23 protein-coding genes are annotated in these 26190 nt (G+C 74.6%); 11 read left to right on the top strand and 12 right to left on the bottom strand.

All coding sequences use genetic code 11. The features are described from left to right. Positions 1-104 precede the first annotated feature (104 nt). From AB0G50_RS08560 to sph, 3 genes are all read left to right on the top strand, one after another. Positions 105-731 carry an SRPBCC family protein gene (locus AB0G50_RS08560; RefSeq protein ID WP_360103815.1) on the top strand — a complete coding sequence of 209 codons (627 nt, stop codon included), beginning with the start codon at positions 105-107 and terminating at the stop codon, positions 729-731. A gap of 163 nt (positions 732-894) precedes the next feature. Next, entirely contained in the window at positions 895-1059 is a 165-nt protein-coding gene (locus AB0G50_RS08555) for a hypothetical protein (protein WP_360103812.1), read from the top strand. A 75-nt stretch (positions 1060-1134) separates the two neighbouring features. After that, positions 1135-2073 (top strand): sphingomyelin phosphodiesterase, encoded by a 939-nt coding sequence (gene sph / locus AB0G50_RS08550; RefSeq protein ID WP_360103809.1) that lies wholly within the window; start codon positions 1135-1137, stop codon positions 2071-2073. Here sph and AB0G50_RS08545 read toward each other — a convergent pair. Continuing rightward, complete coding sequence (locus AB0G50_RS08545; protein ID WP_360103806.1) at positions 2052-3089, bottom strand: hypothetical protein; 1038 nt, start codon at positions 3087-3089, stop codon at positions 2052-2054. The genes sph and AB0G50_RS08545 overlap by 22 nt on opposite strands. Positions 3090-3248: 159 nt before the next feature. On the opposite strand from AB0G50_RS08545, the gene AB0G50_RS08540 reads away from it, so the two are divergent. Further along, positions 3249-3431, top strand: a complete 183-nt coding sequence (locus AB0G50_RS08540) for a hypothetical protein (protein ID WP_360103803.1) — start codon at positions 3249-3251, stop codon at positions 3429-3431. On the opposite strand, the gene AB0G50_RS08535 is transcribed toward AB0G50_RS08540, so the two are convergent. From AB0G50_RS08535 to AB0G50_RS08495, 9 genes are all read right to left on the bottom strand, one after another. Then, positions 3406-3981, bottom strand: a complete 576-nt coding sequence (locus AB0G50_RS08535; protein ID WP_360103800.1) for a DinB family protein — start codon at positions 3979-3981, stop codon at positions 3406-3408. The two genes, AB0G50_RS08540 and AB0G50_RS08535, sit on opposite strands and share 26 nt — an antisense overlap. Further along, positions 3978-4226, bottom strand: coding sequence for a hypothetical protein (locus tag AB0G50_RS08530; RefSeq protein WP_360103797.1), 249 nt, complete (start codon positions 4224-4226; stop codon positions 3978-3980). The genes AB0G50_RS08535 and AB0G50_RS08530 overlap by 4 nt, the downstream gene beginning before the upstream one ends. 317 nt (positions 4227-4543) lie before the next feature. Beyond that, positions 4544-4861, bottom strand: a complete 318-nt coding sequence (locus AB0G50_RS08525; protein WP_360103794.1) for a hypothetical protein — start codon at positions 4859-4861, stop codon at positions 4544-4546. A gap of 126 nt (positions 4862-4987) precedes the next feature. After that, positions 4988-8041 (bottom strand): amidohydrolase family protein, encoded by a 3054-nt coding sequence (locus tag AB0G50_RS08520; RefSeq protein ID WP_360103791.1) that lies wholly within the window; start codon positions 8039-8041, stop codon positions 4988-4990. A gap of 199 nt (positions 8042-8240) precedes the next feature. Further along, a complete protein-coding gene (locus tag AB0G50_RS08515) occupies positions 8241-8633 on the bottom strand; it encodes a hypothetical protein (protein ID WP_360103788.1) in 393 nt (130 codons plus the stop codon). 101 nt (positions 8634-8734) lie between these two features. Beyond that, positions 8735-9079 carry a hypothetical protein gene (locus AB0G50_RS08510; protein ID WP_360103785.1) on the bottom strand — a complete coding sequence of 115 codons (345 nt, stop codon included), beginning with the start codon at positions 9077-9079 and terminating at the stop codon, positions 8735-8737. Positions 9080-9084: 5 nt separating this feature from the next. Continuing rightward, positions 9085-12066, bottom strand: a complete 2982-nt coding sequence (locus tag AB0G50_RS08505; protein ID WP_360103782.1) for an SAV_2336 N-terminal domain-related protein — start codon at positions 12064-12066, stop codon at positions 9085-9087. After that, positions 12063-13037, bottom strand: coding sequence for a MoxR family ATPase (locus AB0G50_RS08500; RefSeq protein ID WP_360103779.1), 975 nt, complete (start codon positions 13035-13037; stop codon positions 12063-12065). Before AB0G50_RS08500 ends, AB0G50_RS08505 begins: the two co-directional genes overlap by 4 nt. Next, complete coding sequence (locus tag AB0G50_RS08495; protein WP_360103776.1) at positions 13034-14923, bottom strand: caspase family protein; 1890 nt, start codon at positions 14921-14923, stop codon at positions 13034-13036. The genes AB0G50_RS08500 and AB0G50_RS08495 overlap by 4 nt, the downstream gene beginning before the upstream one ends. Before the next feature lie 97 nt (positions 14924-15020). On the opposite strand from AB0G50_RS08495, the gene AB0G50_RS08490 reads away from it, so the two are divergent. Together AB0G50_RS08490 and AB0G50_RS08485 are read left to right on the top strand one after the other, a co-directional pair. Next, entirely contained in the window at positions 15021-15188 is a 168-nt protein-coding gene (locus tag AB0G50_RS08490; protein WP_360103773.1) for a hypothetical protein, read from the top strand. Continuing rightward, a complete protein-coding gene (locus AB0G50_RS08485) occupies positions 15188-15922 on the top strand; it encodes a hypothetical protein (RefSeq protein ID WP_360103770.1) in 735 nt (244 codons plus the stop codon). The genes AB0G50_RS08490 and AB0G50_RS08485 overlap by 1 nt, the downstream gene beginning before the upstream one ends. A gap of 97 nt (positions 15923-16019) precedes the next feature. Here the strand turns inward: AB0G50_RS08485 and AB0G50_RS08480 are convergent, their stop codons facing one another. Next, complete coding sequence (locus AB0G50_RS08480; protein ID WP_360103767.1) at positions 16020-17885, bottom strand: multicopper oxidase domain-containing protein; 1866 nt, start codon at positions 17883-17885, stop codon at positions 16020-16022. 220 nt (positions 17886-18105) lie between these two features. Between AB0G50_RS08480 and AB0G50_RS08475 the strand changes: the two genes are divergently transcribed. Genes AB0G50_RS08475 through AB0G50_RS08455 form a run of 5 tightly spaced genes read left to right on the top strand, consistent with a single transcriptional unit; the run spans position 18106 to position 23350 of the window. Further along, on the top strand, positions 18106-19092 hold the full coding sequence (locus AB0G50_RS08475) for a ketoacyl-ACP synthase III (protein ID WP_360103764.1): 987 nt from the start codon (positions 18106-18108) through the stop codon (positions 19090-19092). Then, on the top strand, positions 19089-19841 hold the full coding sequence (locus AB0G50_RS08470; RefSeq protein ID WP_360103761.1) for a glycosyltransferase: 753 nt from the start codon (positions 19089-19091) through the stop codon (positions 19839-19841). The genes AB0G50_RS08475 and AB0G50_RS08470 overlap by 4 nt, the downstream gene beginning before the upstream one ends. Continuing rightward, positions 19838-20977 (top strand): cytochrome P450, encoded by a 1140-nt coding sequence (locus tag AB0G50_RS08465; RefSeq protein ID WP_360103758.1) that lies wholly within the window; start codon positions 19838-19840, stop codon positions 20975-20977. The genes AB0G50_RS08470 and AB0G50_RS08465 overlap by 4 nt, the downstream gene beginning before the upstream one ends. Beyond that, entirely contained in the window at positions 20967-22469 is a 1503-nt protein-coding gene (locus AB0G50_RS08460; RefSeq protein ID WP_360103755.1) for a class I adenylate-forming enzyme family protein, read from the top strand. Before AB0G50_RS08465 ends, AB0G50_RS08460 begins: the two co-directional genes overlap by 11 nt. Further along, positions 22469-23350 carry an SDR family oxidoreductase gene (locus AB0G50_RS08455; RefSeq protein WP_360103752.1) on the top strand — a complete coding sequence of 294 codons (882 nt, stop codon included), beginning with the start codon at positions 22469-22471 and terminating at the stop codon, positions 23348-23350. Before AB0G50_RS08460 ends, AB0G50_RS08455 begins: the two co-directional genes overlap by 1 nt. A gap of 4 nt (positions 23351-23354) precedes the next feature. Here AB0G50_RS08455 and AB0G50_RS08450 read toward each other — a convergent pair whose 3' ends face one another. Continuing rightward, a complete protein-coding gene (locus AB0G50_RS08450) occupies positions 23355-26120 on the bottom strand; it encodes an AAA family ATPase (protein WP_360103749.1) in 2766 nt (921 codons plus the stop codon). Positions 26121-26190: the final 70 nt, after the last annotated feature.

Raw genomic sequence — 26190 nt, 5'->3', positions numbered from 1 at the left:
GCCCACTCGGCGATCCGATCTACGCAGTTCTCACCGACGCGGAGGGTGTCGACGGCCCGGCAGAGTCGATCGCGACAGCACGGACCGCACTCGGAGGAGAAGTCATGACGACCACCCCGTCCCGCCGGCTCGGCGCCCGCGCCGCCCTGCTCGTGCTCCCGCTGGTCGGCCTGCTCGGCGCCACCGCCGCGCCCGCACAGGCCACGCCCGACCGCGGCACGGCGCCGCTCGGCTGCCGCGGCGAGACCGTGGACCGGAACGCCGAGATCCGCTACCGCGCCGAGACCGTGATCGACGCGCCGCTGAGCCGGATCTGGGACCTCCAGACCGACGTGGAGCGCTGGCCGTCCTGGCAGAAGCCCGTCACCGGCGCGAAGCGCCTGGACCACGGCCCGCTGCGTCCGCGCTCGCAGTTCCGCTGGACCACCCCGGCGCCGCCCACGCCGACGACCCCCGGTACCACCCTGGTGATCACCTCGACGGTGCGCCAGGTCCAGCGGCAGGAGTGCCTGCGCTGGACCGGGCCCGCGATCGGCGAGAGGTTGAGCATCGACCAGGGCGTGCACGTCTGGACCTTCACCCGGGTCCGGGGCGGCGTGCTGGTGCGCACCGAGGAGACGTGGACCGGCGCGCAGGTGGAGACCGACGTGCCCACCGCCACCTACTACCTCGGCGAGGGCCTCAAGGCGTGGCTGGCGGACCTGAAGACCGCCGCCGAGTCCCGGTCCTGAGCCGGGTTCTTCACAGTCCCCGGTGCCGGCGGGGGGTCGAACCCGGTGTCGCGGGCCGTGGTTTCACAGAGTTGGCGGTGGCGCGCCGGGGCGTTGCGCGCGGTGCCGGGTGCGGGTCATCCTTGCCGGTGATCCGACGACCCGGCCCCCGGAAGGCACGCGCATGGCACCCACGACCCACGACGTCCCGGCGAGACCGGTCCTGACCTTCGCGGCCGGCCACCGCTGCGACCGGTACCGCGTGGTCGAGGGCTTCTACGAGTGCTGCCACGGCAACGTGCGCCGGGTTCGCGACCTGCGGCCGCGAGGCGTGCCGTCGGGAAGGTGAACACTCGGGTCGGTCCGGTCGACAGGTTGGTCGCGGATCTTGTGCTCGTCGTGGCCCGGTGGGCACGATCGGGGCATGGGTAGGCGAATCGTATTCACGTTCTTCGCGCTGGTGGCCCTCGTGGCGGTCGGGACGCCGGTCGGCGCGACCGCGGCGCCGGTGGGGCCGAAGATCGCGGCGTACAACGTGTTCATGCTGTCCCGGGCGCTGTACCCGAACTGGGGGCAGGTGGCGCGGGCGGACCTGATCGCGCGGCAGGGCGTGCTCGCCGGGCAGGACGTGGTGGTGCTCGAGGAGCTGTTCGACAACACCGCGGGCGACCGGCTGCTGGCCAACCTGGCCGACGCCTACCCGAACCGGACGCCCACGGTCGGCCGGACAAAGGCCGGATGGGACGCCACGAGCGGGTCGTACCGCGACGCGGCGGCCGAGGACGGCGGGGTCGCGGTGCTCAGCCGGTGGCCCATCACCAGGCGGGTGCAGCACGTGTACCGGGACGGGTGCGGCGCGGACCGGTTGGCCAACAAGGGTTTCGCCTACGTCCGACTCGCCACGCCGACCGGCGCGGTGCACGTCGTCGGCACCCACCTCCAGGCCGAGGACTCCTCCTGCGCCGTCCCGTCGGGCTCGGTGCGGGCCGCGCAGCGCGCCGAGATCGCGGACTTCCTGGCGGCGGAGCGGATCCCGGCCGGCGAGCCGGTGTACGTGGCGGGCGACCTGAACGTGATCCGCGGCGGCGCCGAGTACCCGGCGATGCTCCGCGACCTGCGCGCCGCGACGCCGACGTTCACCGGCCACCCGTACTCGTGGGACTGCGCCGACAACAGCGTCTGCCGCGGCCAGTACGGGCCGGAGTACGCCTCGGAACACCTGGACTACGTGCTGACGCTCCAGGGTCCGGTGCTGACCAACGAAACCCGCCGGGTGAAGAGTCCGGTGTGGACGGTCACGTCCTGGTTCAAGACCTACTCCTACACCGACTACTCCGACCACTACCCGGTCTTCGCCTCCTGACCGACGAACTCCCGCAACGGGGCGGGAAGTCCGCTCGGCCCGTCGAGCCGGTCGAACCGGCCTTCGGGCCACACGTGCCGCAACCGCGCGATCATGTCGCGCTGGAACAGGGCCAGGAGCGCCGTCGTGGCCCGCGATGACGGCCGGCCACCGTCCAGGACGCCGGTGACCAGACTCGCTCGTCCCACGCCCAGTGACGTCGCCCGCCATTCCCCGCACGCCTCTCCGGGTGTGGAGGCGAGTTCCGCCTCCACCGCGGCGCAGAGGTCCAGCGCCCACTGCTCCAGGCGACCGGCGGTGAGCCAGCCGGCGCGCAGGTCGGCGAGGGGCGTCGTCCGGGCCAGTGCGCGCAGGTGGTCGGTGAACGGACCTTCCGGCAGGAAAGCCAACGCGCCGTGCGTGTCCACCAACGGGTTGCCGACCTGCGGCAGGTGGTGTTCCAGGTCGTGCGGCAGCAGGGTCGGGGCGCCTCGAGCTCCGAGTGCCCGGGCGCCGGCGGCGAGGCTGCCGACGTCGACCGCCCCGGCGCCGTCGGCCACGACCTCGATCCCGAGCTCCCGGAACTCCGAGGGCCTCAGCTGCGCACCGTCGTCGGCCGCGCCCAGGACCGGCGCGGCCAGGGCGAACACCCGGTCGTCGATGGCGCGGACCCTGGCCGGAACCAGGCCCTTGCCCGAGTGGGGGTAGTCGGTGGGCGCCGGGTCGAGGACGGACTCGAACGCCGCGCGGACCGTTCGCTCGGGCACCGCGAGGTTCTCGCCGAACGCGCGCAGCGCCAGGTGGTGAGGACGGTTGCCGGGCGCGGTGTGCGTGGCCAACCAGACCACCAGTTCCAGGGTGCCCGCGACGGGTTCCGAGCTGCTTCCCCTGCCCCGCCCCAGTCCTCGTCGCCGGTTCGGGGCGACGAGGCCGCGCTCGCGCCACCGTTCGACCTGCCGCGCGGTGACCTCGACACCCCGCGCGGCCGCCGAGGCGATGAGGGCGTGGTCTGCGCTGCTCGGCGCGGAACGGGGCATCGCGCCAGGGTGGCCCGTTGGAACCCCCCGAGGTCGTGCGACACGCGGTTGCACCGCGCTGGTCCACTCGTCGGTGACGACAACGGATCGATCAGGAGGTAGACCGTGGCACCGTTTTCCACTCCACCCGGGACCGGACGTGGAGGTGTGTGGGCGCACGTGTTCTCAGTGGTGGTGGCGCTGCCCTTGGTGGTCGTGGTGATCGGGCTGCTGCCCGTGTTCTTCGTCGGGCCGTTCCTGTCGGCCCGCCACCACCGCCTGCTCTTGCGGCTCGTCGCCGATCTGGCCGCCTGGACCGGGGTGGTGTGCGGCGTGGTCAGCCCGGGGAACCGTCGGAGGTGACGCGGGCGGCGTGGTCGATTGTCGCCCGGTGGGCCCGCCAGAAGTCGTCGTCCTTCTCCGGTGCCGTGTCCGTGACGCCGTCCAGCTGTTCGCGGAGGATGTCGGCGTGACCGGCGTGCCTGCTCGTCTCGGTGAGCAGGTGGACCAGGACGTCGAACAGGGTCACGGTCGGGCTCGGCCACCACGGCACGTGGCCGGGCGCGTCCAGCGGCAGGGTGTCGATCGTGGTGTCGGTGTGGGCGCGGACCCGGTGGTGGAGCGCGAGGACGTCGGAGCGGGACTCGTGCTCCGCCGCCCACAGGTCGGCGCTGCGGGCGGACTCGTCGTCCCAGCGGGGGAGTGGGTCCGGGAACGGGCGGCCGAAGACCTCGCCCAGGTACCTGGCCTCCCAGGTCGCCAGGTGTTTGACCAGGCCCAGCAGGTTCGTGCCGGTGCGGGTCAGGGCGCGGCGGACGTCGTGGTCGGACAGGCCGTCCAGCTTCGCGAGCAGCGCGTCGTGGGTGTCGCGCAGGTCTTCGCGCAGGCGGGCCTTGGCGTGGGAGTCGATCACGGGTTCGAGCCTGGCAGGTCGGCGCGCCGGGCTCCACCCGCGGTCGGCGCGGCGAGGTGGTCCACCACGGCGGCGAGCGGCATCCGGGTGTCCAGCACGAGCGTGGCCGACGCGCGCGGCAACGGCTCGACCGCGGCGGTGTCCGCGGCGATGCGGGCGCGGTCCCGCGCGGAGTGGCCGAAGGGGTTGCCGGCGCGGTGGGTCACGCGGTCCAGCAGTACCTCCAACGGCGCGGTGAGCAGCACGACGTGGGCGCGGCGCGGGTGAAAAGACGCGCTGGTTGCGCACCGTGCCGGCCAGGAACAGCGGTTCGCCGGTGCGCCCGTGCGCGGTCGGCAGGGCGTCGATCCGGTCCTCGCGCCACCGCGGGTCCGCGCCGTCCGGGCCGGGTGCGGTCCAGTCGCCGTAGTCGGTGTCCACGACCCGGAAACCCCGGTGCGCCAACGAGGTCAGGGCGGTCGACTTGCCCGCGCCCGACATGCCCGTCACCGGGATCACCGTCACGGCGGGCGACTCCGGAGCCCCGTGACGTGCCGGAGGTCGGACCCCGGCGCGCGGTGGTTCAGTCGGCTCGCGGCGCCGGGGGCTGACCGTCGTCGTCGAGTTCGGCGAGGGTGAAACCGGCGTCGACGGCGGTCGCGCCCGGGATCCGGTCGAGGAGGCCCGCCGGGTCCAGGAGGAGGTGCAGCGCGGCGACCGGGTCGGAGCCGAGGTCGGCGCGGTCCCGCGCGCGGGCCTCGGCCTCGTGCGCCGGGTCGCCGAAGTGCTCGGCCTGGTCGAGGTGGGCAACGGCGGCCTCGTGCAGCGCGGCGGGGTCCTCGATCTCCACCACGATCTCGACCGACACGCGGATCCTGCGCCTCGCCTGCTCGTTCGCCATCGACGCAGAGTAGCCCTCCGACGACAGGGAGTCGACGGATGCGTCACTCCCGGTGTCGGCGGAGGTCCACCAGGACCGGTGACGGGCGGGGTTCGCGGGCGGGAACCCGTCTGCTTCGACGCGAGGTCAGAACTCGCCGCAGCAGGCGTGCACGGACCACTCCGGCTCGTGCCACCAGTGGTCGTCGCCGGTCGGGGGTGGTGGCACGGCGGCCGCGGTGGTGGTGCGGAACGGGGCCAGGAGGTCGGGGACGGTGTGCAGGGTGCCGGCGACCATCACCCGGCGGACGGCCGCCGCGTGGCGGATGTCGGTCAACGGGTCGCCCGCGACGAAGGAGATGTCGGCGAACGCGCCCGGGCGCAGGGTACCCAGCCGGTCCTCCAGGCCGAGCCAGGCGGCCGGGTTGCGGGTCGCCGTGGTGAGCGCCTCCCTCGGCGTGAAGCCGAATTCCACCATCGCGCGGAGGTTCTGGTGGGTGGACGTGGCGACGTTGTCGAGCGGCGCGTCCGTTCCGCTGATCACCAGGCCGCCCGCGCGGTGCACGCGCAGGGCCAGGTCCACCCAGCCGGCCAGGGTTTCCCGGTGGTACGGGTACTCGGGCGTGCCGGCGTTGCCCGCGTCGGCGACGTAGCGCTGGTACTCCCACGGTGGGAACAGGATTCGGGTGCGCTCGTCGTCCACAAGGGACTTGTCGGTGTCGTACAGCGCCCTGGAGTGGAACAGGGTGGGGGTGATCGACATGCCGGACCTCGTGAACAGCTCCACCACGTCCTGGTACGCGCGCCCGGTGCGGCTCACGGTGTGCGAGTAGCCCAGGCGGTTGGTCGCGCCGACGTGCTCCATGCCGTCCATGCCCAGGTTCGCCGCCGGGTACAGGTAGTGCGACGTCAGCCGCAGCCCGGCCCGGTGCGCGGCGCTCGCCGCGGCGCGCTGGAGGTCGACGGGCAGCCGCACGTAGGTCTTGATCAGGTCGTAGTCGAGTTCCCGCGCGCGTTTCAGCTCCTTGTCCAGCTGCGCGCGGGACAGCGTGGGGCGCATGAAGTTGTAGTAGATCCGGGAACCGTCGATCGCCTCGCCCGTGCCGTAGAACCGGGGTCCGACCAGCGCGCCCGCCGCGAGCGCCTCCCGCGTCTCGACCATCTGGTACGCCGGGTCGCCGGGTGAGCGGGTGGTCGTGATCCCGTACGCGAGCCACAGCCGACCCTGCCGCGCGCCCCACGCCCGACCGCGCAGGTGCCAGTGGTTGTGCGCGTCGACCAGACCCGGCAACGCGACCAGGTCGTGCGCGTCGACCACCGGGTCCGTCGTGCCGCGGTGCGCGCGGATCTCCTGCACGCGCCCGTGTTCGACCACCACGTCCACGTCCGTGCGCACGCCGGCGGACTCGCCGTCCCACAGCGCGCCCACGTGCACGATCGTCCGCGGCGGCGGGGTGGCGCGGCGCCAGGTGAAGTCCAGGCGGATGGTGCGGGGCCGGCCGTCGAGCGCGGTGCGGCGGACCTTCCCGTTGCACAGGTAGACGAGCGTGTCGTTGCCCAGCCACGACGGTGAGTCCGTCACCTCGTCGGTGACCTGGCGCGGGTCGCCGAGGAACCGGCCGGCGGCGTCCACGTCGACCACCCACGCGACGCTCTCCACCACGAACGCGAGCCGCCGCCCGTCCGGCGAGAACACCGGGCCGTCGTCGCCGCGGGTCGCGAGGGACCGGAACGGCATCGGCTCGGTGTAGGTCAGGGCGAGCGTGTCGAGGTCCACGGTCAGCACCTGGCTCGTGCCCTCGCGGAACCGGCGCGACACCGGCTTCACGGCGGCGAGCGCGAGCGTTCTCCCGTCCGCCGACCAGGACGGGCGGCCGGGCATGAACAACGTCGGCGTCACCTGGCGTCGCGTGCCGGCGGCGACGTCCAGCACCCACACCACGCCGTCCTGGTCGACGTGGGCGATCCGGCGGCCGTCGGGGGAGAAGCGCGGCAGGGTTTGCGCGCCGCCGGTCGGCGCGAGCACCCGGTCCGCGCCCGAGACCAGGTCGCGCAGGCGCAGCGTCGGCACCCCGGTCCGGTCACCGGAGTAGACGAGCGATCGGCCGTCCGGCGCGAAGTCCGGGTCGGAGTCGAAGAAGTCGCCCTCGGTGATCCGGCGCGGCCGGCCGCCCAGGACCGGGGCGAGGTGGATCGCGTTGAGGGCGCGGAACGCGAGCAGGCGGCCGTCGGGCGACACGACCGGGCTCGCGATGCCCCGCACGGGCTCCGGGCCGGTGGACTCGGGCGGTCGGGTGCGCGGCGCGGCGACCCGCCGGTACGGGACGGTCGCCTCGAACCGGATGTCGGTGACCGTGCCGTCCGGGTCCCGGCGGCGGATCCGGCCGTCGGCGGTGTACAGCGCGGACCCGCCGGTCCACGTCGCGGCGAAGCCGAACACGTCCTCGTCGGTGGTGAGCCGACGGTCGCCGTGCACCAGGAACGACTTCGGGCCCTGCACGAGCGTGTGGCTCAGCGCGCCGTCCGGGCCGAAGCTCGCGCCGTACAACCGTCCGCCGGCCGGCGCGGTGACCACCCGGGTCCGCTCGCCGGTCGCGACCACGACCACGTCGATCGCGGTCTCGTCGACGGTGAACGCGATCCGGGTCCCGTCGGCCGACCAGCGCGGCGCGGCGGCCTCGCCCGGCCCGCCCACCAGCGCGGTGATCGCGCCCGAGGAGACGTCCAGCAGCCACACGCCGTAGTTGCCGCCCCGATCGCTCGTGAACGCGATCCGCCCGCCGTCCGGGGAGAACGCCGGTTCGCGCTCGTCGTGCGGTCCGCTCGTCAGCCGCCGCGGCGCGCCACCGGCGACGTCGACCTGCCAGAGGTGGTACCGACCGTCCCGGTAGGACTGGAACGCGATCCGCCCGCCGTCCGGCGACCAGGTGGGCAGCGTCGCGTCCTGGGACTCGTCGGTGAGCCTGCGGGCCGACCCGCCGCCGGCCGGCAGCACCCAGATCGCCGTCACCAGGTCCACCGCGATCCACCGGCCGTCCGGCGACGGCGCCGCCGAGATGTTCGTGCCCTCGCGCAACGTCGCGGTCGGCCCGTCCGGCTCGGCCGCGGCCGAGGGCGCGGCCACGCCGGCGACACCCAGCACGGCCGCGGCCTGGCCCGACCGGACGAGCAGGTCCCGACGTGAGAAACCTTGTCGTGACATGGAATTCCCCCCCCAGGCGTCGCCCGGCCCGCCGCGACCGGGACGACCCTTGAGTCTGCCGTCGACCTGGTGGGCCGACCACCCGTCGCCCGGGTGACGCCCCGACGCCGTCCGGCCGAACGCGTGCGTCCTCAGTGGACCGAACACGACCGCGCCCGCCCCCGGGGTCCAACACGGGGACGGGCGCGGTGGGGTGCGGTCAGAACTCGTCGGCGCCCGCGAGCTCCTGCTCGAACGCGTCGGCGTCCGCGACCAGCAGCTTCAACGGGCGTTCGAACTCCTCCAGGACGCTCAGGTCCTCCAGCGGCGCGGTGTGCTTGAGCAGCGCCACCCCGTCCACCACGCCCGCGCCGCCGACCAGCGACCCGCCCGCCAGGGTGAGCAGCCGCGCCAGGTCGATCGCGTCCGCCTTGCCCACCGCGGAGGAGATCTCGAGCCAGGCCCGGCCGTCCGCCTCCGGGACGTGGTGGACGGCGACCTGCTGGGTGCGGTCACCCTCCGTGTCGAGTCGGAAGCGCAGCCAGTTGTCCGTCTCCTCCAGCACGTCGTACCGCGTGCGGACGTAGTTGATCACATCGGTCCAACTGGTCACTGTCATCGCCTTTCGCGCGTCCCGGCCGATCACACCGTAGTACGTGACGTCGGGCGCACGGGCGGGAACCGGTCGTGTCGTGGTCCCACCGGGTGAATCCGTCAGAGCCCGTCCGGCTCCACCTTGGCCGCGATCACGTCGGCGGCGGGTCCGGTGGCGCTGATCTCCCGGGTCCGGCCGTCCTCGGTGACGATCTTCACCTTGATCGTGGACCGGCGCTGGCGCAGCCACACCGCGACCGAGCCGGCCAGCACCGTCAGCGCGCCCTCGTTGGACAGGGCGACCGTGACGACGTCCACCACCCCGCCCATCTCGTCCGGCCGCAACTCCCGGCCGGCCGTGCCCACCCGGCCCCGGAACTCCGGCTCGGCGGTCAGCCAGTCCCGCAGCGCGAACACCTCCGCCTGCTCGTCGCGACCACCCTCGACCGATACCCGTGCGTCCACCGCTGTCACCCGTTCCTCAGTTCGTCCAGGTTGTCGTACGTGCCCGTGACACCCGCGAACCGCAACGCCAGCGCCGCGGGCAGCACGTCGGTCCGGAACTCGTCCGGTTCGTCGGACGGTTCGAGCATCGCCGTGAAGAGCGGGGCCGGCACGGGGTCGACGGACCCGTCCACGACCGTCTCCAGCAGGCACGCGCCCAGCTCGAAGCGATTCGGGGTGTGGCCGGCGACCAACCAGTCCTCGTAGGCCTCCACCAGCCCCGACCACGAGCCGTCGAGGTGGAGGCGCATGGTCGTGGGTAGCCGGGGCGGGCTGTAGGTGACGACGCGCGGCACGTGTGGGTCGTCGGCGGTCACCTGGCCCTTCCACGCGGCGCACAGGAAGCGGTGCACGAGCCCGACCTGCTCGGCCCGGGTGAACAGGTGGCGTTCCTCGGTGAACCGGCGTCGCCACGGCAGGAAGTCGGCGGGCTTCGGCGTGCGCCGTGCTCGTCTCCACTCGCGAAGCAACGCCCGGGCCTCCGGGTGGCCGGGCACACCCGGTCCGGGTGGTGTGGTGACCAGCGAGGTTGCTCGGACCAGTACTACCCGAGGATCCACTTGGAGCACGGTCGTGACGATCGAGGTGGCGGCTTGGGTGCTCCCGTCAGGACCGTCGAACAGCATCGCGGGTTCCACCACGTCCAAGGTCAGGTTCAGGTCGCGGCCGGGGTGTCGGACCGTGCCGCGGCCGGAGTCGCTCAACTGGATCAGGTCGGTCAGCGCCGAACCCGCGTTGAGCCCGCCCTGCCGATCGGAGTGGTCGACCGCGGACGGCAGCAGCACCACCGGGTGAATGCGGCGGCGCGGGGCGACCCGGCGCACCGCGTCGTCCACGAGGTGCAGGTAGTCGAGGAACAGACCGGCTCCGGTTCCACCGCTCACCGAGAACGCCACGTACACCTCCCAGTCCTCGTTCGGATCGGTGGCGGATTCGGCGATCCGGTGCACCGCGTCCGTCAGCGGGTCGAGGACGGGGGAGGGCTGTCGGCTCAACGCGTCGAACAGCACCGCGCGCGCCACGGTCGGCAGGCCACCCGAGCCTCTGCCCAGTGGTGTCACCTTGGGCTGGTTCAGCCTGGGCGGCAGCCAGGAGAGCACCTCCTGGTCGAGGTTCGCGCGGAGGTGGGTGGCCACCTTGGCGAAGGAGGAGAACCGGCTCAGGCCCTCCGAGTGGTGGCGGTTGCGGGAGGCCACGCCTCGGTGGGCCGCGTCCGGCACGGCGCCGCGGAGCAGGCGGGGGCCTTCCTCGGCCACGTCGACGTAGACGAACTGCTGGAAGCCCGGCAGTTGGTAGGGGCGCAGGCCGGTTCGAACCAGGGCGGTGCCGTCCGGGCCGCACAGGTCGTCGCGGAGGCGGCGTTCGACCTCGGCGCCGATCCGGATGCCGGTGCCGCCCAGGCCGACGAAGAGGAACGGGCGGTGAACGCGGCGGATCGGAGCATCGACGGTGCGCGTGGTGATCCGGCGGGTGGGGCGCGGGAAGCGGGCCAGGACGGTGCGGGCGACCTCGGCGAACGGGCGGCTCGCGCGGTCCAGTTCGGCGGTGCCCGCGCCGTCCGGGTCGGCCAGGACCGCGCGGAAGTCCAGGGGGCGGGCGTTCGGGGCCGCGAGGTGGCGGGACACGGCGGTCAGCAGGCGCAGCGCGTCGGCGCGGGTGACGGTGTCCAGGAGCAGGTCGCGGACGCCGGGCGCGAAGTCGTACTGGATCTCGTCCGGGTCCACGCGCGCGTCGGTCGGGGTGACGCGGCGCAGCAGGCCGCCCAGGAAGACCTCGGCCAGCTGCGCCGGGCGGGAGTCGGGCAGTTCGGCGTGTTGCACCAGGCGCATCACGGGCAGGCTCAGGGGCACCGCCGAGAGCAGGCACGCCAGGCGGTACGCGCCCGCCGAGGCGGCCCGGCGGAAGGACTCCAGCAGGGCCTCGGGCGAGTCGGGTGGCTCGGCGGTGGCGGGGGTGGGCGCGACCGCGACCGCGAGATCGGTCCACGTCGACCCGCCGACCAGCGCCGCCCACGGGCCGAGCCACTCCGGTTCCAGCTCCAGCACCGGCACCGCGACACCGGTGCCGGTGGCACGGGCCAGGTCGGTGTTCGGCGCGGCCGGTCGGGGTGCGCGCAGGCTCGTCGGCACGACCGGCAATCCGGTCCGCCGCCACAGCCGCAGCGGCAGGGGTTGCAGCACGGCCACCGGACCCGCCTTGCCCCACGTGGTGAGCAGGCGGGTCATCCCGCCGTCCCGCCAGGCCGCGCCGAGCCCGTCGCTCACCACCAGCACGACGCGCCGCCCGGTCGGGTCCACGAGTTCGCGCACCGACCGGGCGGACGAGCGCCGGGCCTCGCCGTGCAGCACGGGCGGTCCGTCGGTCGTCACCCGCCACTGCCGGACGTCGCGGAACGCGCCCAGCTGCTCCAGCACCCCGCGCAGCTCCCGCACCGACTGCCGCCACACGACCATCGACGCGCTGTCGTCCACCACCAGCGCCAGGTCGAGCCACCGCTCCCGGACCGGCCGCACGACCGGCAGCCACAGCCCGGTGTCCGCGATCAGGTCCGCGGTCGCGCGGTCGTCCACCACCCGCAGCCGCGGCGAGGGCACCCGGCGCTTCACCGGTCGCAACGCCCGGGCCAGCGCCGACGGGTCGCGCAACGCCCGCACCCCGGCCACCGAGGTCGGCACGCCGGCCACCGCGCCGCCGCCGACGTGCCGGGGCAGGTGCACCGGCACGGTCGTGGGCGCGGGCGAAGGCGGGTCCGACCGGCGGGGCGGCACCACGAGAGGTGGCGGCGGTGGCGCCGGCGCGGGTGGCGAATCCTCGCGCACCGGCGGATCCGGCGTCCGCACACCGTCCTTTGTGGACAGAGAGGCCAGCCAGAGCGCGTCCGCCAGGTCGTCGCCGTGCGCGTCCACCCCGGCCGCCGCGAGCACGGCCCGGAGCCGACCGGTCGTCACCCCGATCCCAGGTGGGGCAGCAGCGCCTCGGCGAGCTGCTCCCGGGTTTCGCCCGGCGGGCGCAGCCCGGACAGCGCCAGGTGCACCGCGTTGAGCAGCTGGTCGGTCGCCAGCTCGCCCTTCTCCCGCCGGGACAGGAAGTCGGCGATGAGCGTCGACCCGACCTCCAGCGCGTCCTCGCCCAGCTGGGCCGCGACGATCCGGCGCAGCTTCGCCTCGTCCGGCGGCGGCACGTGCAGGCGCAGGCACCGGCGCAGGAACGCGGGCGGGAACTCGCGCTCGCCGTTGCTCGTCAGGACCACCAGCGGGAACGCGCGGCAGCGCACCCGACCCCCGCGGACCGGCACCCGCGCGCCTCCGTCGGCGGTCGTCACCTCGACCACCGGTCGGGTCAGCCGGGACAACTCCGGGATCTCGTACTCGCCCTCCTCGAAGATGTCGAGCAGGTCGTTGGGCAGGTCGATGTCGCTCTTGTCCAACTCGTCCACCACGAGCACCCGCGGCCGCTCGGTGGGCAGCAGCGCGGTGCCGAGCGGGCCCAGGCGCAGGTACCGGCCCACGTCCGGCGCGCCGCCGTCGAGGTTCGCGTCCTGGAGCCTGCCGATCGCGTCGTAGCCGTAGAGGGCCTCGTGCAGCGTCGAGCGGCTGGTGACCGACCAGCGCAGCACCGGCCCGAGCGCCAACTCCTCCGCCACGCTGTAGGCGAGCGTCGACTTGCCGGTGCCCGGACCGCCGGTGACCAGCAGCGGCCGGCGCAGGTACAGGGCCGCGTTGACCATGTCGACCTCGGCCGCGTCGGCCTGGAACGTCCGGCCGCGCCGGGACGCCGTGCCGCCCGACCTCGGCGCGCCGAAGTCCGGCTCGACCGGTGGTCCGCCGTCGAACACCCGCCACGGCGGCGGGTCGGGCAGCGGCAGCGCGCTGTGCTCGCCCGGCACGCCGGTGCCGCGGTAGGCCAGCCATGGACTCATGCGGGAGGTACCCCCTGGGGTGGCGCCGCGAGGGCGGTATCGGGTTCGGGCGGTCGGCGGGGCTCGTCCCACAGCAGGCCGAGGTGCCGGCCGGAGTGCTCGTGCTCGTCGCGCTCCACGGCCTCGCGGCGCAGGTCCAGCACGCGGTCGGGCAGGGCCGCGGTGGGTGTGCCCGCCAGCACGTCCCGCAGCGGGTCGCGCGCGCCCGCCCGGTGCCAGACGGCGACCGGCGCGCCCAGGTCCAACCCCGGCCCGAGCAGCCGGCCGACCGAACCGCGCTCGGCCGCGGCGTCCAGCGCGAGGCACGCCCAGTCGCCCCGGCGCAGCAACGCGGCCCGCGTCGCGCTCGCCGACCGGTTCCCGTTGCCGCTCAACCACTCCACGGCGCCGACGGCGTTCTGCGCCAGCTCCCACCTCGACCGCCACGGGTGCTCCGGGTCGGCCCGGTCCGGTCGCTCGCCGTCGCACACCACGACGGTGTGCAGCACGCCCAGCACGTCGCCCGCGTGGCCGGGCCACTGGTCGAAGGCGTGGTCGAGGAGGTCGCGCGGCACCACGAACTCCACCGTGACGCGGTCCGCGGGCCTGCCGCGCAGGACCACCGGCAGCTCCGCGCGCACCCGGTCCCGGACGGCGTCGATCGACAGCGGCCGGTCCTCGTCGGGGTGGCCGTGCGCCTCGCCCTCGTCCTCGTCCCGGTGCAGCCGCAGCGACAGGTAGTAGTGCCGGTCGTCGTCCTTGCGCAGCACCGGGACCGCGTCCAGGCGCACGACCAGGCGGTGCCGGCGCGGCAGCCGGTCGGCCTCGGCGGCGATCACCCGGCGCGACGCGCGCATGCCCTCCGCGCCCAGCCGCAACCGGTCCGCGACGCCGTCGGCCCACTGGTCGACCAGGCCGCCCAACGGGGTGCCGGCCCGGGTGTGCGCGACCCACAGCGCGAACCGCAGCACGGGCGGGACGTCGTGCGGTCGCGCCAGCACCTCGCAGAGCCGTTCCAGGACACCGGCCGCGTCGACGGCGTCCGGCGGCGGCCCCCACCGCCCGACCACCCGCCGGTGGAGGTCGAACACCAGGCTCAGCGGCAGTTCGCGGCACAGCGCGGTCAGCGCGACCAGCTCGTGGCGCAGCAGCGGCGCGCACCCGTCGGGTTCGGCGCGGAACGCGGCGTTGCGGCCCAGCGCGAGGTGCTCGATCGTGCCGGTGCCCGTCTTGTGCGGGATCGGGAGGTCCTTGGCGCGCATCCGCTCGACCAGCGTGTCGTAGGCGGAGGCGAGGGTCAGCAGCTCCGGCCCGCCGGGCTCGCCGTGCCGCAGCAGGTCGATCAGCTCGCCGGTGAACTCGGTGTGCCGCGCGTCGCGCGGCGACCGCGCGGTGGCGTTGGTGGTCACGGAGGTGAGCACGTAGGTGCCGGAGATCTCCCGCGCGCCCAACGTCGCCAGGTCGGCGGTGGTCAGCGCCCGCCCGCTGAAGCAGCAGTCCACCACCAGGATCTTGCGCGCCGCCGGGCTCTCCGCGAACAGTTCCTGGAGCGTGCTCAACGGCAGCGTGGTCACCGGCAGCGCGTCCGGGTTCGTGGTCTCCAGCGCGAGGTACAGCTCGCCGCCCCGGCCGAGCAGCCCGTGCCCGGCGTAGTAGAGCAGCAGGGTGTCCTCGGCGGCGCGCGCGTAGCGCTGCACCGTCAGGTAGAGGTGGCCAACGTCGGTCGGGTTGGTGATCGACACGCACTGCCCGGGCGCCCACGCGCCGTGCTCCCGGTGCGTCAGGCACGCCTCCAGGTCGACGAGCCCGGTGGCGACCGCGCGCAGCTCCGGCAGCTCGGCCGACGTGTGCCGGCTGGTGCCGACCAGCACGGCGTACGAGCGCTCCCGATCGGGTAAGTGGTGCACCGTGGCCAGTGTCCTCGCCGGGGGTGTGGTCGAACCGCGTTTTCTTCGATCACGTCGTCGCGCGGACCGGGTTCGTTTCACCGGTGCCGGTACCGCCGTGACCACGACGGGGGATCAGGTGGTCGCGGGGGTGGACGGCGCGATCGGCGCGGGGAAGACGACCTCGGCGGAGGTGCCGCACGAGCGGCCGCCGCACGTGTACCCGGACGTGCCGGCGGCCGAATTGCGGACCGCCGTCCCGGCGATCGTCCTAGGCTCGCCGTGATGACGCGCGACACCACGAACTCCGTCCGCGCCCCGGTGACCGGACCGGTCGTCCAGGCGGGAGTGATCGAGGGCGGCGTGCACCACCACCCGCCCGGCCTCCGGGCGCGGCACCTCGTGCTGGTGGTCGCGGTCCTCGCCGCGGCCCTCGCCTGGTGGCCCAAGCCCGCCGTCGCGCCGGAACCGCCGCGGTTGCAGGTGGAGGAGTCCGCCGTCGGCTGGTGCGCGCGGAAACTCGTCGGCGACGAGCGGTCGGCCGCGGGCGGCCCCGTCGGGTACACCGGCGAGCGGGTGGTCCGGCTCGTGGTGCAGAACCCGAGCGAGGCCGAGGTGGTGCTGCTCGCGCTGCGGGGCGAGGTCCGCGGGCGCAACCCGCCGTCGACCGGCCGACTCGTGAGACTGCCGGGGTGCCTTCGCCATTCCGACCAGGTGGTCCGCGAGTTGGCGATCGCCGTCGAGGCCGACAACCCCACCGCCGTCACGGCCGACATGGCGGAATCGGCCACCGGCCGGTCCCTGCACGTCCCGACGACGAAGCCACCCGCGCCCTCGTTCCCGTACAAGGTGAGCCGCGGCGACCCGGAGGTCCTGCTGGTCGGCTTCGACGTGGTGGCGTGCGACTGCGAATTCGTGCTGGTGCTGGACGCCGTGGTGGCGGGGCGGACGGTCCACACCGTCCTGCCGGAGGTGCACCGGGTCGTGCCGGCGAACCCGGCGATGTTCGCGGACCGGTGACGGCCTGAACGGTCCACAGTGGACGGACGCTGCGGCTCGGGAGGGCGTGGGCCCGTCCCCCGGGCGTTCGCGGGGGACGGGCCCACCTTGGGGGCGGTCAGGCGCCTTCGGCGGCCTCACCGTGGTGGTGACCACCGCCGAAGCGGTGGACGTGGAAGCGGGCGGCCTGCGCGGGCATGACCACGAAGGGGCGCATCATGCCCTCGTCCTCGTGGTCGAGGATGTGGCAGTGGTACATGAAGTTGCCCGTCGCGCCGTCGAAGCGGCCCGCGATGGTCAGCCACTCGCCGGCGGAAACCTGGTAGGTGTCCTTCCAGCCCTCCTCCTGGGGGTCGAGCGGTCGACCCGGACCGGGTGCCGGCAGCGGCGCGGTGGTGCCGCCGACCGCGACGTCGAACCCGGCCGCGGCGCCGGTCGCCGGGTCCAGCGCGAGGTTCGACCGGGTGAGCGCCTGGAACTGGCTCAGGTGGACGTGCATCGGGTGCGTCGGCCCGCCGAGGTGGACGAAGTTCCAGATCGCCCACCGCTCGTGGTCGATGAACACGCTCGTCGTGTCGTCGAACAGGCTCGCGACCCGCTCGAAGGTGCGCACCTGCCCGGTGTTCGGGTCGGTGAGCTGCACGATCCCCGGCGCCGGCAGGGTCGCGGGGATCCGCGCCGGGTCGGTGATCTCCTGCAACTCCCACATCTGCGGGTGGTCCTCGCCGCCCGAGCCCGGCGGCACCAGGCCCACGAAGATGTGGTCGTGGTCCTCCGGCACGGTGGTCCCGTGGTGCAGCCGCACATAGGAGGGCGACAGCACCTCGGGCAGCTCGAACCGGTCGTGCCGGGCGCGGTCCTCCACCCGGAACTGCATGATGTCCGGCTCGGGCGCGGCGGTCCGGTGCCCGTTGGTCAGCCGCACGTGCCGCCCGCGCAGCCGGGAGAAGTCGATCAGCAGGTCCGCGCGCTCGGCGGGCGCGATCGTCAACCCGCCCGCCGGCAGCGCCGCAGGCCTCGGCAGCAGACCGCCGTCGGTGCCGATCTGGCGCACCGCGTCGTCCAGCGGCTCGCCGGTCGCGTCGTCCACCAGGCGCAGCTGGTAGAAGCGCGAGTTCGAGGCGTTGACCACGCGGAACCGGTACCAGCGCGCCTCGACGTCCAGTCGCGGCCAGATCACCCCGTTGACCAGGGTGAACGGCCCGCTGAACGGCAGGTGCAGCGCCGCGCCCGCGGGCGTGGTGAGGTACGGGACCTTGTAGAGCAGTTGCCCGGTCAGGTTGCCGCGGGAGTCGGTGTCGAGGTTGCGGTCGGAGATCACCAGCGGCACCTCGCGCTCGCCCGACGGCAGGTCGAGCGCGTCCTCCTCCTCGTCCCGGACCAGGTACACCCCGGCCAGACCGGCGTGCAGGTTGAAGCGGGTGATGGCCATCGCGTGGTCGTGGTACCAGAGCGTGGTGGCCTGCTGGTCGTTCGGGTACTCGGCGAGCTGGGAGGCGTCCTTCAGCACGGAGTTGTGCGCCCAGCCGTCGTTGCCGCCGCCGGTGCGCGCGCCGTGCAGGTGCACGACGTTCCACGACGGCAGGTCGGTCACGCCCTCGATCAGCGAGACCCCGGCGGGCAGCGAGCCGTCCGGGTTGCGGAACCCGGGCGTGTTCTGCGGCGCCGACGCGATCGGCGCCTGCACGGCGACCAGCGGGATCTTCCCCTCGATCCCGTTGGTCCAGGTGATCCGCAGCGGTCGGCCGCGGCGCACCACGATCGTCGGGCCCGGGAAGTGGCCGTCGTAGGCCCAGACGGTGGTGGGCGGCAGCTGCGAGTGCAGCCGCACCTCGGTCCGGATCATGGTCACGGTCAGCTCGTCCTGGTGCCACGACAGGTGCGGCCGCAGCACCGGCGGCACCCGCAGCGGGTCGAGGAACTTGGTGAGGCCTGACGTGGGACCCGCGGACGGGACCGCGGGTCGGGTGATGACTTCGGTCATCCAACGCCCCCTGGCGTGTCGAGGCGCGACGAGGCCCGTCGGCCGATCGTCGCGCGGTATTCCCCCTGTGGTCGGCGGTCCGGTTCCCCAACCGGAACTCCCGACATGAGACAAGTGGCGGTTGCACGAGGGCAGATACCTGCTCCGGCGGCCCTTCGAGTAGTTCTACCGACGTCGGACTAGGCCATTCGGGTATAGCGTGCCCTCACGGAGGTGGGGCGTGGGGACGAGACTGGCCGGGGTGGCGGTACATCTGCCCGAGAGACGGTTGAGCACGGCGGAGGTGGAGGGGCGGCTCGCGCCGTTCGTGCCGCCCGCCGGGCTCATCCACCGGTTGACGGGCGTGGAGTCGCGGCACGTCATGGCGGACGACGAGCAGGCGTCGGACCTGGCCGCGGCGGCGGCGCGGAAGTTGTTGGCGGACACCGGGACCGAGCCGGGCGAGGTGGACCTGCTGCTGTTCGCGTCGGCGAGCCAGGACCTGGTGGAGCCCGCGACCGCGCACATCGTGGCGGCGAAGCTGGACCTGCGGTGCCCGGTGATGGACGTGAAGAACGCGTGCAACAGCGTGCTGAACGCGATCGAGGTCGCCGACGCGCTGATCGGCGCGGGCCGCTACCGGACCGTGTTGATCGCCAGTGGCGAGGCGCCGTCGCGCGCGGTGCGGTGGGAGGTCGGCGGGCTCACCGAGTTCCTGCGCGCCTTCCCCGGCTACACGCTGTCCGACGCGGGCGCGGCGGTGCTGCTGACCGAGGGGGAGAGCGGCGTGCTGGGGTGCGGTTTCACCGCCGACTCCACGAAGTGGGACGTGGGCACGTTGCCCGGCGGCGGGTCGTGGCACCCGCGCGACCCGGAGCACTCGTACTTCGCGATGGACGGCGCGCGGCTCAAGTCCGCGTTCCTCGGCCTCGGGCGCGACGTGCTGGACCGCACGCTCGAGCGGCTCGGGTTGACCTGGGACGACTTCGCGATGATCGGCGTGCACCAGGTTTCCCTGCCGTACCTGGACGTCTTCGCGCAGCGGGTGGGCGTGCCGACGGACCGGCTGGTGATCACCCTGCCGGAGCACGGCAACGTGGCGTCGGCGAGCCTGCCGCTGCAACTGGTGACAGCCTTGCAGCTGGGGCGGTGCGGACCCGGCGACCTGGTGGCGCTCGTGGGGTTGGCGGGCGGGGTCAGCCTCGGGATCGTGGTGGTGCGGCTGTGAGCGGGCTCTGGGTGGTCGTGCCCGCGTACAACGAGGAGCGCGGCATCACCGCGACCCTGGAGGCGTTGGCCGCGCAGCGGGACCGGGATTTCACGCTCGTGGTGGTGGACAACGGGTCCACCGACTCCACCGCGGCCGTCGTGCGGGCGTTCGCCGAGCGGAACCCGTTGCCGCGGCTGGAGATCGTGCCGGAACCGGAGAAGGGCACCGGCGCGGCGGCGGACACCGGGATGCGGCACGCGATCGCGCGCGGCGCGACGTGGTTGGCGCGCACCGACGCGGACTGCCTGCCCGCGCCGGACTGGACCGCGCGGGTCAAGGCCGCGTTCGACTCCGGGTTGCGGCTGGTCTCCGGGCAGTTGTTGCCGCGTACGGACGAGGGCCTGCCGGCGGTGACGCGCTGGGTGCTGGTGGCGGCCGTCGAGATCGCGTCGGTGTTCGGCCGGTTCCGGGCGGGCAACCGGGATCCGCGCTACCTCGGGCCGTACGTGATGACCGCCGGCTGCAACATGGCCGTGACGGCGGAGCTCTACGAGCTGGCCGGCGGGTTCCCGCGGTCGCGGATCGAGGACCTGCACGAGGATCGCGCGCTGGTCAACGCGGTGCGGCTGCACACCGACCGGTACGGGTTGCGCCGGGACGTGGTGGTGCGCGGGTCGTCGCGCCGGGCGCGGGCGTGGGGCCTGCGCAACACGCTGGCCTGGTACGCGGACCACCGCTACCGCCCGGACGTCGTGGACATCCGGTGAACCGCGAGCGCGGGCTCCAGCTGGCCGCGCACCCGGTCGCCTACCCGCTGGTGCGCGGCCTCGCCCGGATCGCGCCGGTGGTGCGGGTGCCCCGGGTCGGCGTGGTGGTCAGCGACGCCGCGCTGGCGAAGCGGGTGCTGACCGACACCCGGCACTTCACCAAGACCGGGCCGGGCTCGCCCGCGCAGCTGTGGACGCCGGTGGTCGGGCCGACCGTGCTGCTGAACATGGAGGGCGCGGCGCACGGCGAGTTGCGGCGCAAGCTCTCCGGGCTGTTCACGCCGGGCGCGGTGGCGGCGCTGTGCGCGCGGGTCGCGGACGAACCGATGGCGTCGTTGCGCGCGGAGTTGGCCGCGGGACGGCGGGTCGACCTGGTCGCCGTGGTGCGGAACCTGGTGGGCGCGGTGATCTGCGAGCTGGTCGGCCTCGACCCGGCGGGCGCGGGCCCGGCGCTGGCCGCCGGCACCGCCGTGACGTCGATGATCCGGTTGGGGCGACCGGGTTTGACGCCGGCGCAGGTGCGGGCGGGCCGGGCCGCGCTGGGCGAGCTGACCCGGCCGGCGGCGCGGGCGTACGCGGAGGGCGACCCGGCGACGGTGCCCGGTCGGATGCGCGCGCTCGGGTTGACCGAGGAGGAGGCGCTCGGCGCGGTGGCCGCGTTCGTGCTGACCGGCACCGAGACGCTGGTGTCCTACGTGCCCCGGCTGATCGCGCTGCTGCACGACTCCGGGTGGTTGCCGCGGTTGGCCGCGGACCGGGACCGGGTGGACGACGTGGTGGCGGAGGCGTTGCGGGTCACCGTGCCGTCGCCGGTGATGCTGCGCAGCGTCGCGGCGGACACCACCATCGGCCGGGTGCGGGTGCGCGCGGGCGACCGGGTGGTCATCGCGACGATCTCGGCGGCGCGCGCCTACGGCGGTTTCGACCCGGACCGGCCGCACCCGGTGGAGGTGCGGCAGCTGTGGTTCGGCGCGGGACCGCACTTCTGCCTGGGGATGCCGTTGGCCAACGCGGAGATCCGGGCCGTGCTGACCGCGGTGCTGGATGCCGCGCCGGTGTCCGTTGTGGACCGAAAGGTGGCGCGCCGGGTGCTGATACCGGGTTACGAGAGGTTGGTGCTGCGCGGTGGCCGTTGACCTGCTGGGCGAGGTGGTGCGGGCGGCGCGGGAGCACGCGTCGGCCACCGCGCTGACCGACGCGCGCGGGCGGAGCCTGACCTACCGGGAGTTGTCCGACCGGGTGCTGGCCACCGCGTCCCGGTTGCGGGCGCGGGGTTTCGAGCCGGGCACCCGGATGCTGTTCTCGGTGCGGCCGGGACCCGCGTCGATCGTGCTGGCGCTGGGGACGGTCGCGGCCGGCGGCACGGTCGTGTTCGTGGACCCCGGTGGTGGGCCCGAGTTGTTCGCCAGTCGGACCGGGTTGGCCGGGCCGGGGTGGGCGGCGGCGGAGTCGGTGCTGTACGCGGCCAGCGCGCCCGGACCGCTGCGGGCGCTCGCCCGGCGGCGCGGGGTGCTGCTGCCGGACTACGCCGCGCTTCCGGTGCGGCACATCAGGTCCGGGCCGTGGCTTCCGGGCGTGCCGTGGCGCGCGGTGTCCGCGAAGGCGTTGGCGAAGCCGGTTCCGGACGCGCCGCCGCCGGCGGACGACCCGGAGCAGGAGGCGGTGGTGGTGTTCACCTCCGGCACGACCGCCGCGCCCAAGGCCGTGGTGCACACCCGGGGTTCGCTCGGTGCCGCGTTGCGGGCGCTCGCGGTCCGGTGCGAACTCGGGCCGTCGTCGCGGGTGCACACCGACCAGATGATGCTGGGGTTGCCCGCGCTGGTGGCCGGCGCGCACTGGTCGATGCCGCCGTACGGGTTCGCCCCGTCCGCCGACCCCGTCGCGCTCGCCGCCGGGTTGGCCGGCGCGACGCACACCTTCCTGGTGCCGGCGGACCTGGCGGTGATCCTGGACCGCGGCGTGGCGCTGCCCGGCTCGCTGCGGCAGGTGCTGCTCGGCTCGGCGCCGGTGCTGCCCGCGCTGCTGCGGCGGGCCCGGAAGGCGTTGCCGGACGTGGAGTTCCTCGCCGTGTACGGGATGACCGAGATCCTGCCCGTCGCGATCGCCGGCGCCGAGGAGAAGATCGGGTACGACGGCGACCTGCTCGGCGCGCCGCTGCCCGGCGTCCGCGCGCGGATCGCCGACGACGGCGAACTGCTGGTGTCCGGGCCGAACCTGTGCCGCGGCTACCTCGGCGAGCCGCCGCTGACCGAGCACGCGACCGGTGACCTGGCCCGGTTGGACGGCGGGCGGATCGTCCTCACCGGACGGAAGAAGGACATGATCCTGCGCGGCAAGACGAACGTGTACCCCGGGTTGTACGAGCCGGCGATCGCGGACCTGCCCGGTGTCGCGGCGGCGGTCCTGGTCGGGGTGCCCGACGAGATCGGCGACGAGCGGATCGTGCTGGTGCTCACCGCGCTGCCGGACGCGGAACCCGGCCTGGCGCACCGGGTCCGGGCCGCGCTGCCCGGCGTGATCGACGCCTCCGCGCTGCCGGACGAGGTGGTGGTGGTGCCGGAACTCCCGGTGTCGGGCCGGAACCGGAAGATCGACCGGGCCGCGCTGCGCGCGTCGCTGACCCGCTGATGCGGCTCGCGGTGACCGGCGCGACCGGGTTCGTCGGCGGCGCGGTGGCCCGGGCCGCGACGGCCCTGGGGTGGCGGGTGCACGGGTACGGCTCGCGGGACTGGGACATCGCGACCGGGCCGCTGCCCGACCCGCCGGAGGTCGACGTCGTGGTGCACGCCGCGGCGGCGGTGTCCGACTGGGGCGACGCGGCGCGGATCCGGCGGGTCAACGTCGACGGCACCCGGAACGTGGCGGCGACCTTCCCGGCCGCGCGGTTCGTGCACGTCTCGTCGGCGAGCGTCTACGACCCGTTCCGGCCGACGGTGCGCGCGATCGAGTCGCGGGCGCCGGTGACCCGCTACCTGACCCCGTACGGCGCGACCAAGGCCGACGCCGAGCGGGTGCTGGCCGGGCGGCCGGACACCGTCGTGCTGCGGCCGCACGCGGTGTACGGGCCGGGCGACCCGACGCTGCTGCCCCGGGTGCTCGGTGCGATCCGGGGTCGGACGCTGGTGCTGGTGGGCGACGGGCGGGCGGCGCAGTCGTTGACGTCGCTGGACAACCTGGTCGCGGCGACCCTGCTGGCGTGCACCGGGCCGCCGGGGGTGTACAACGTCGCGGACGCGGAACCCGTTGTGCTGCAAGAGGCCTTGGCGCAGCTGCTGGCCGAGCGCGGGCTGGACGTCCGGATCCGGCACCTGCCGGTGGGCCTGGCGTGGCCGGTCGCCGGCGTCGCCGAACGGGCGTGGCGGCTGGTCGGCGCGAAGAACCCGCCGCGACTCACCCGGTACGCGATCAGCCACCTGGCGCACGAGCGCACGCTCGACCTCACCGCGGCCCGCGAGCGGTTGGGCTACCGGCCGACGCCCACGTCGTTTCGCGGCGCGGCCGAGTGGTGACCCCTCAGCCGTCGCGGCCGACGCGCCGGGTGAGGTCGACGCGGGAGCGGACGTCGAGCTTCGTGTAGGCGCGGTAGAGGTGGGTTTCGACGGTTTTCGGGCTCAGGTAGAGGCGTTCGGCGATTTCCCGGTTGGTGAGACCGGCGGTGGCCAGGTCCACGATCTCGCGTTCCCGCGCCGTCAGCACGCCGAGGCCCGGGCGGGGCGCGCGGTGCAGGCGGGCCGCGTCCCGGGCGAGTTCCGCCGCCTGCCAGGTAACGGACGCGGTGGTGTACAAGGACTTCGCGCGCGCCAGCTCGCCGTGCGCCTGGTCCGTGCGGCCCAGCGCGGCCAGCAGCACGGCGAGCACGTGCCGGGCGTGGCCCTCCTCGACCGGTGAGCCCGCCGCCGCGAAGTGCGCGACCGCCGCCTCCGCGTCCGGCGCCGCCTCCTCCGGCCGGTCGGCGCACACCAGGACCCGGGCCCGGGCGCAGTGCGCGACGCCCAGCAGGTAGGGCAAACCCGTGCGCTCGGCCAGGTCCACGGCGACCGCCGCGGTCGCCGCCGCCTCGGGGTGCCTGCCGAGCCTGGCCAGCGCGACGGCGGCGAGCGCGGACCGGTGCGGGTCGGGCCTGCCGCCCGCCACCTCCGCGAGGCACGAGTCGTACCGGCCCGCCGCCAGGTAGACCTCGGCCAGGTTCAGCCGGGCCAGCTCGGCCCACCAGCCCGTGGTCGGGCGGACCGCGTCGTCCAGCCGGTCCGCGAGCCGCAGCGCGTGCCTCGGACCGTGCCGCCACAGGGTGGGCCGCAACAGGATCACGTCCGCGAGCGCGGCCGTCTCCGGCGCGTTCATGATCCGGGCGTACTCCCGGGCGTCCTCGGCCGAGGCGATCGCGCGTTCCGGGTCGCCGTGCCGCGCCCACAGCGTCGAGTCCACCACCAGCAGGTACGGGATGCTGTGCGTCAGGCCGCTGCGGGTGGCCAGGCCCAGCGCGCGGGCCAGGTGGCGGGCGGCGCGGACGTGGTCGCCCAGGTGCAGCTCGACCCACGCCAGCGGCGCGACCGTGGTCAACTCGGTCAGCAGCAACGTGTCCGTGGTGGTGTCCATGAGCACGCTCGCCCGGTCCACGTGCGTGCGGGCGGCCCGCGTCGCGCCCGCGTGCAGGGAACCGATCGCCATCAGGGCGTGCGCGGCGACGCCCATCGCGGTGTTGCCGGTGCCGGCGGCGGCCTCGACGGCGCGGGACGCGTGGTCGCACGCGCCCTCCACGTCGTGCCGCAGCAGTTCCACGCCGGCCAGTTCGATCAACGCCTGCGCGGTGGGTCCGCCCACGGCGGGCAACCGGGCCAACTCGGTGGTGAGCATGGCCTTCGCCTCGTCCAGGCGACCCAGCAGGCGGTAGATGACGGCGGAGAACGTGACGGCCTCGGCGCGGTGCGGGCCGTCCGCGCCGATCACCTCGTGCAGCAGCCGGCGGCTCTCGGCCAGTTCGCCGCTGAGCCCGAGCGCGCGGGCCAGCAGCATCCGCAGCTCGGAGCGGCGGTCGGTGAACGCCGGTTCGTCCGGCAGCAGCTGCAACGCCCGGCGCACCAGCCGGGCGGCGGTGGCGGGCGAGGCGTGCCGGGACACCGCGGCGGCCTGCGCCAACGTGTCGACGGCCGTTTCGTCACCCGGACGCGCGGAGCGCTCGGTGTGGTGGGCCAGCAGGAGCAGCGAACCGCGCCGGTCGCGCAGGTGCGCCGCGGCCCGGCGGTGCGCGGCGGTGCGCCACGCGGGCGGCGCGATCCAGTAGGCGGCGGCCCGGATCAGCGGGTGCCGGAACCGGAAGCGCGGTCCTTCCGCGACCACCAGGCCGATCCGGCTCAGCTCGTCGAACGCGCTCGCGGCGGCGGTCGGCGGGAGGTCGGCGACCGCCGCGACGAGGTCCGGCCCGGCCGGGTCGCCCGCGACCGCCGCCGCCTGCGCGACCCGGCGGGTCACCGGGTCCAACGCCTGCAACTCGGTGCTGAGCACGTCGAGCAGCGCGCGTTCGGGTTCGGCGTTCTCGTCCACCGGGTGCTCGACCAGCGCGGTCAGCGTCTGGTCGTCCGCGTCGGCCAGCGCGCGCAGGTACAGCGGGTTGCCCCGGGTCGCCCGGTGCAGCAACGCGCGTCGGCGGGCGGGCACGTGCGCGAACAACCGGGCCACGTCGGCCGGTGTCAGCGGCTCCAGCGCCAACCGGACGGCCGAGGAACCCAGGTGCGCCAACGCGTCCGACAGGCCGGGCGGCGGCTGGGAGGTGCGGTGCGCGACCGCGATCAGCGCGGACCCGGTCGGCGGACGGCGCAGCAGGTACTCGATGAGTTGCAGCGACGACGGGTCCGCCCAGTGCAGGTCGTCCAGCGCCAGCACGACGCCCGGCCGGGCGGTGAGCAGCGCGCGGACCCCGCGGAAGAGCCGGTAGCGGTCCAGTTCGGCCGAGCGGCCGATCGCCGCGGCCTTCAGCACGGCCAGCGGTTCCGCCAGCGGCTCGGAGCCCGACGCGGGCAGTCGGTCGAACGCGTCCACGAACAGGCCGAACGGGACGTCCTGCTCGAACTCGGTCGCCCGGCCGGACAGCACCGGCAGCCCGTGCGCGCCGGCGTTCGCCACGAGGGCGGTCAGCAGCGCCGTCTTGCCCACGCCCGGCTCACCGCGGATCGCGACCACCCGGAACGCGCCCGACGAGACCTCGGTCAGCGTCTTCTCGATGCGATCGAGCTGCGGTCCCCTGCCCACCGGCGGTTCGGGCCGCGCTCCGGCACCGGCCATCGTGGCCTCCGCTATCACGGTGCGTGTCCAACCGTGTTGTCGCGGTGACGACGTCGGGCGTTACCGATGT

Source organism: Actinosynnema sp. NPDC020468 (genome assembly GCF_040642015.1).
Classification (GTDB): domain Bacteria; phylum Actinomycetota; class Actinomycetes; order Mycobacteriales; family Pseudonocardiaceae; genus Actinosynnema.
This window is presented reverse-complemented; position numbering and strand designations above follow the sequence as displayed.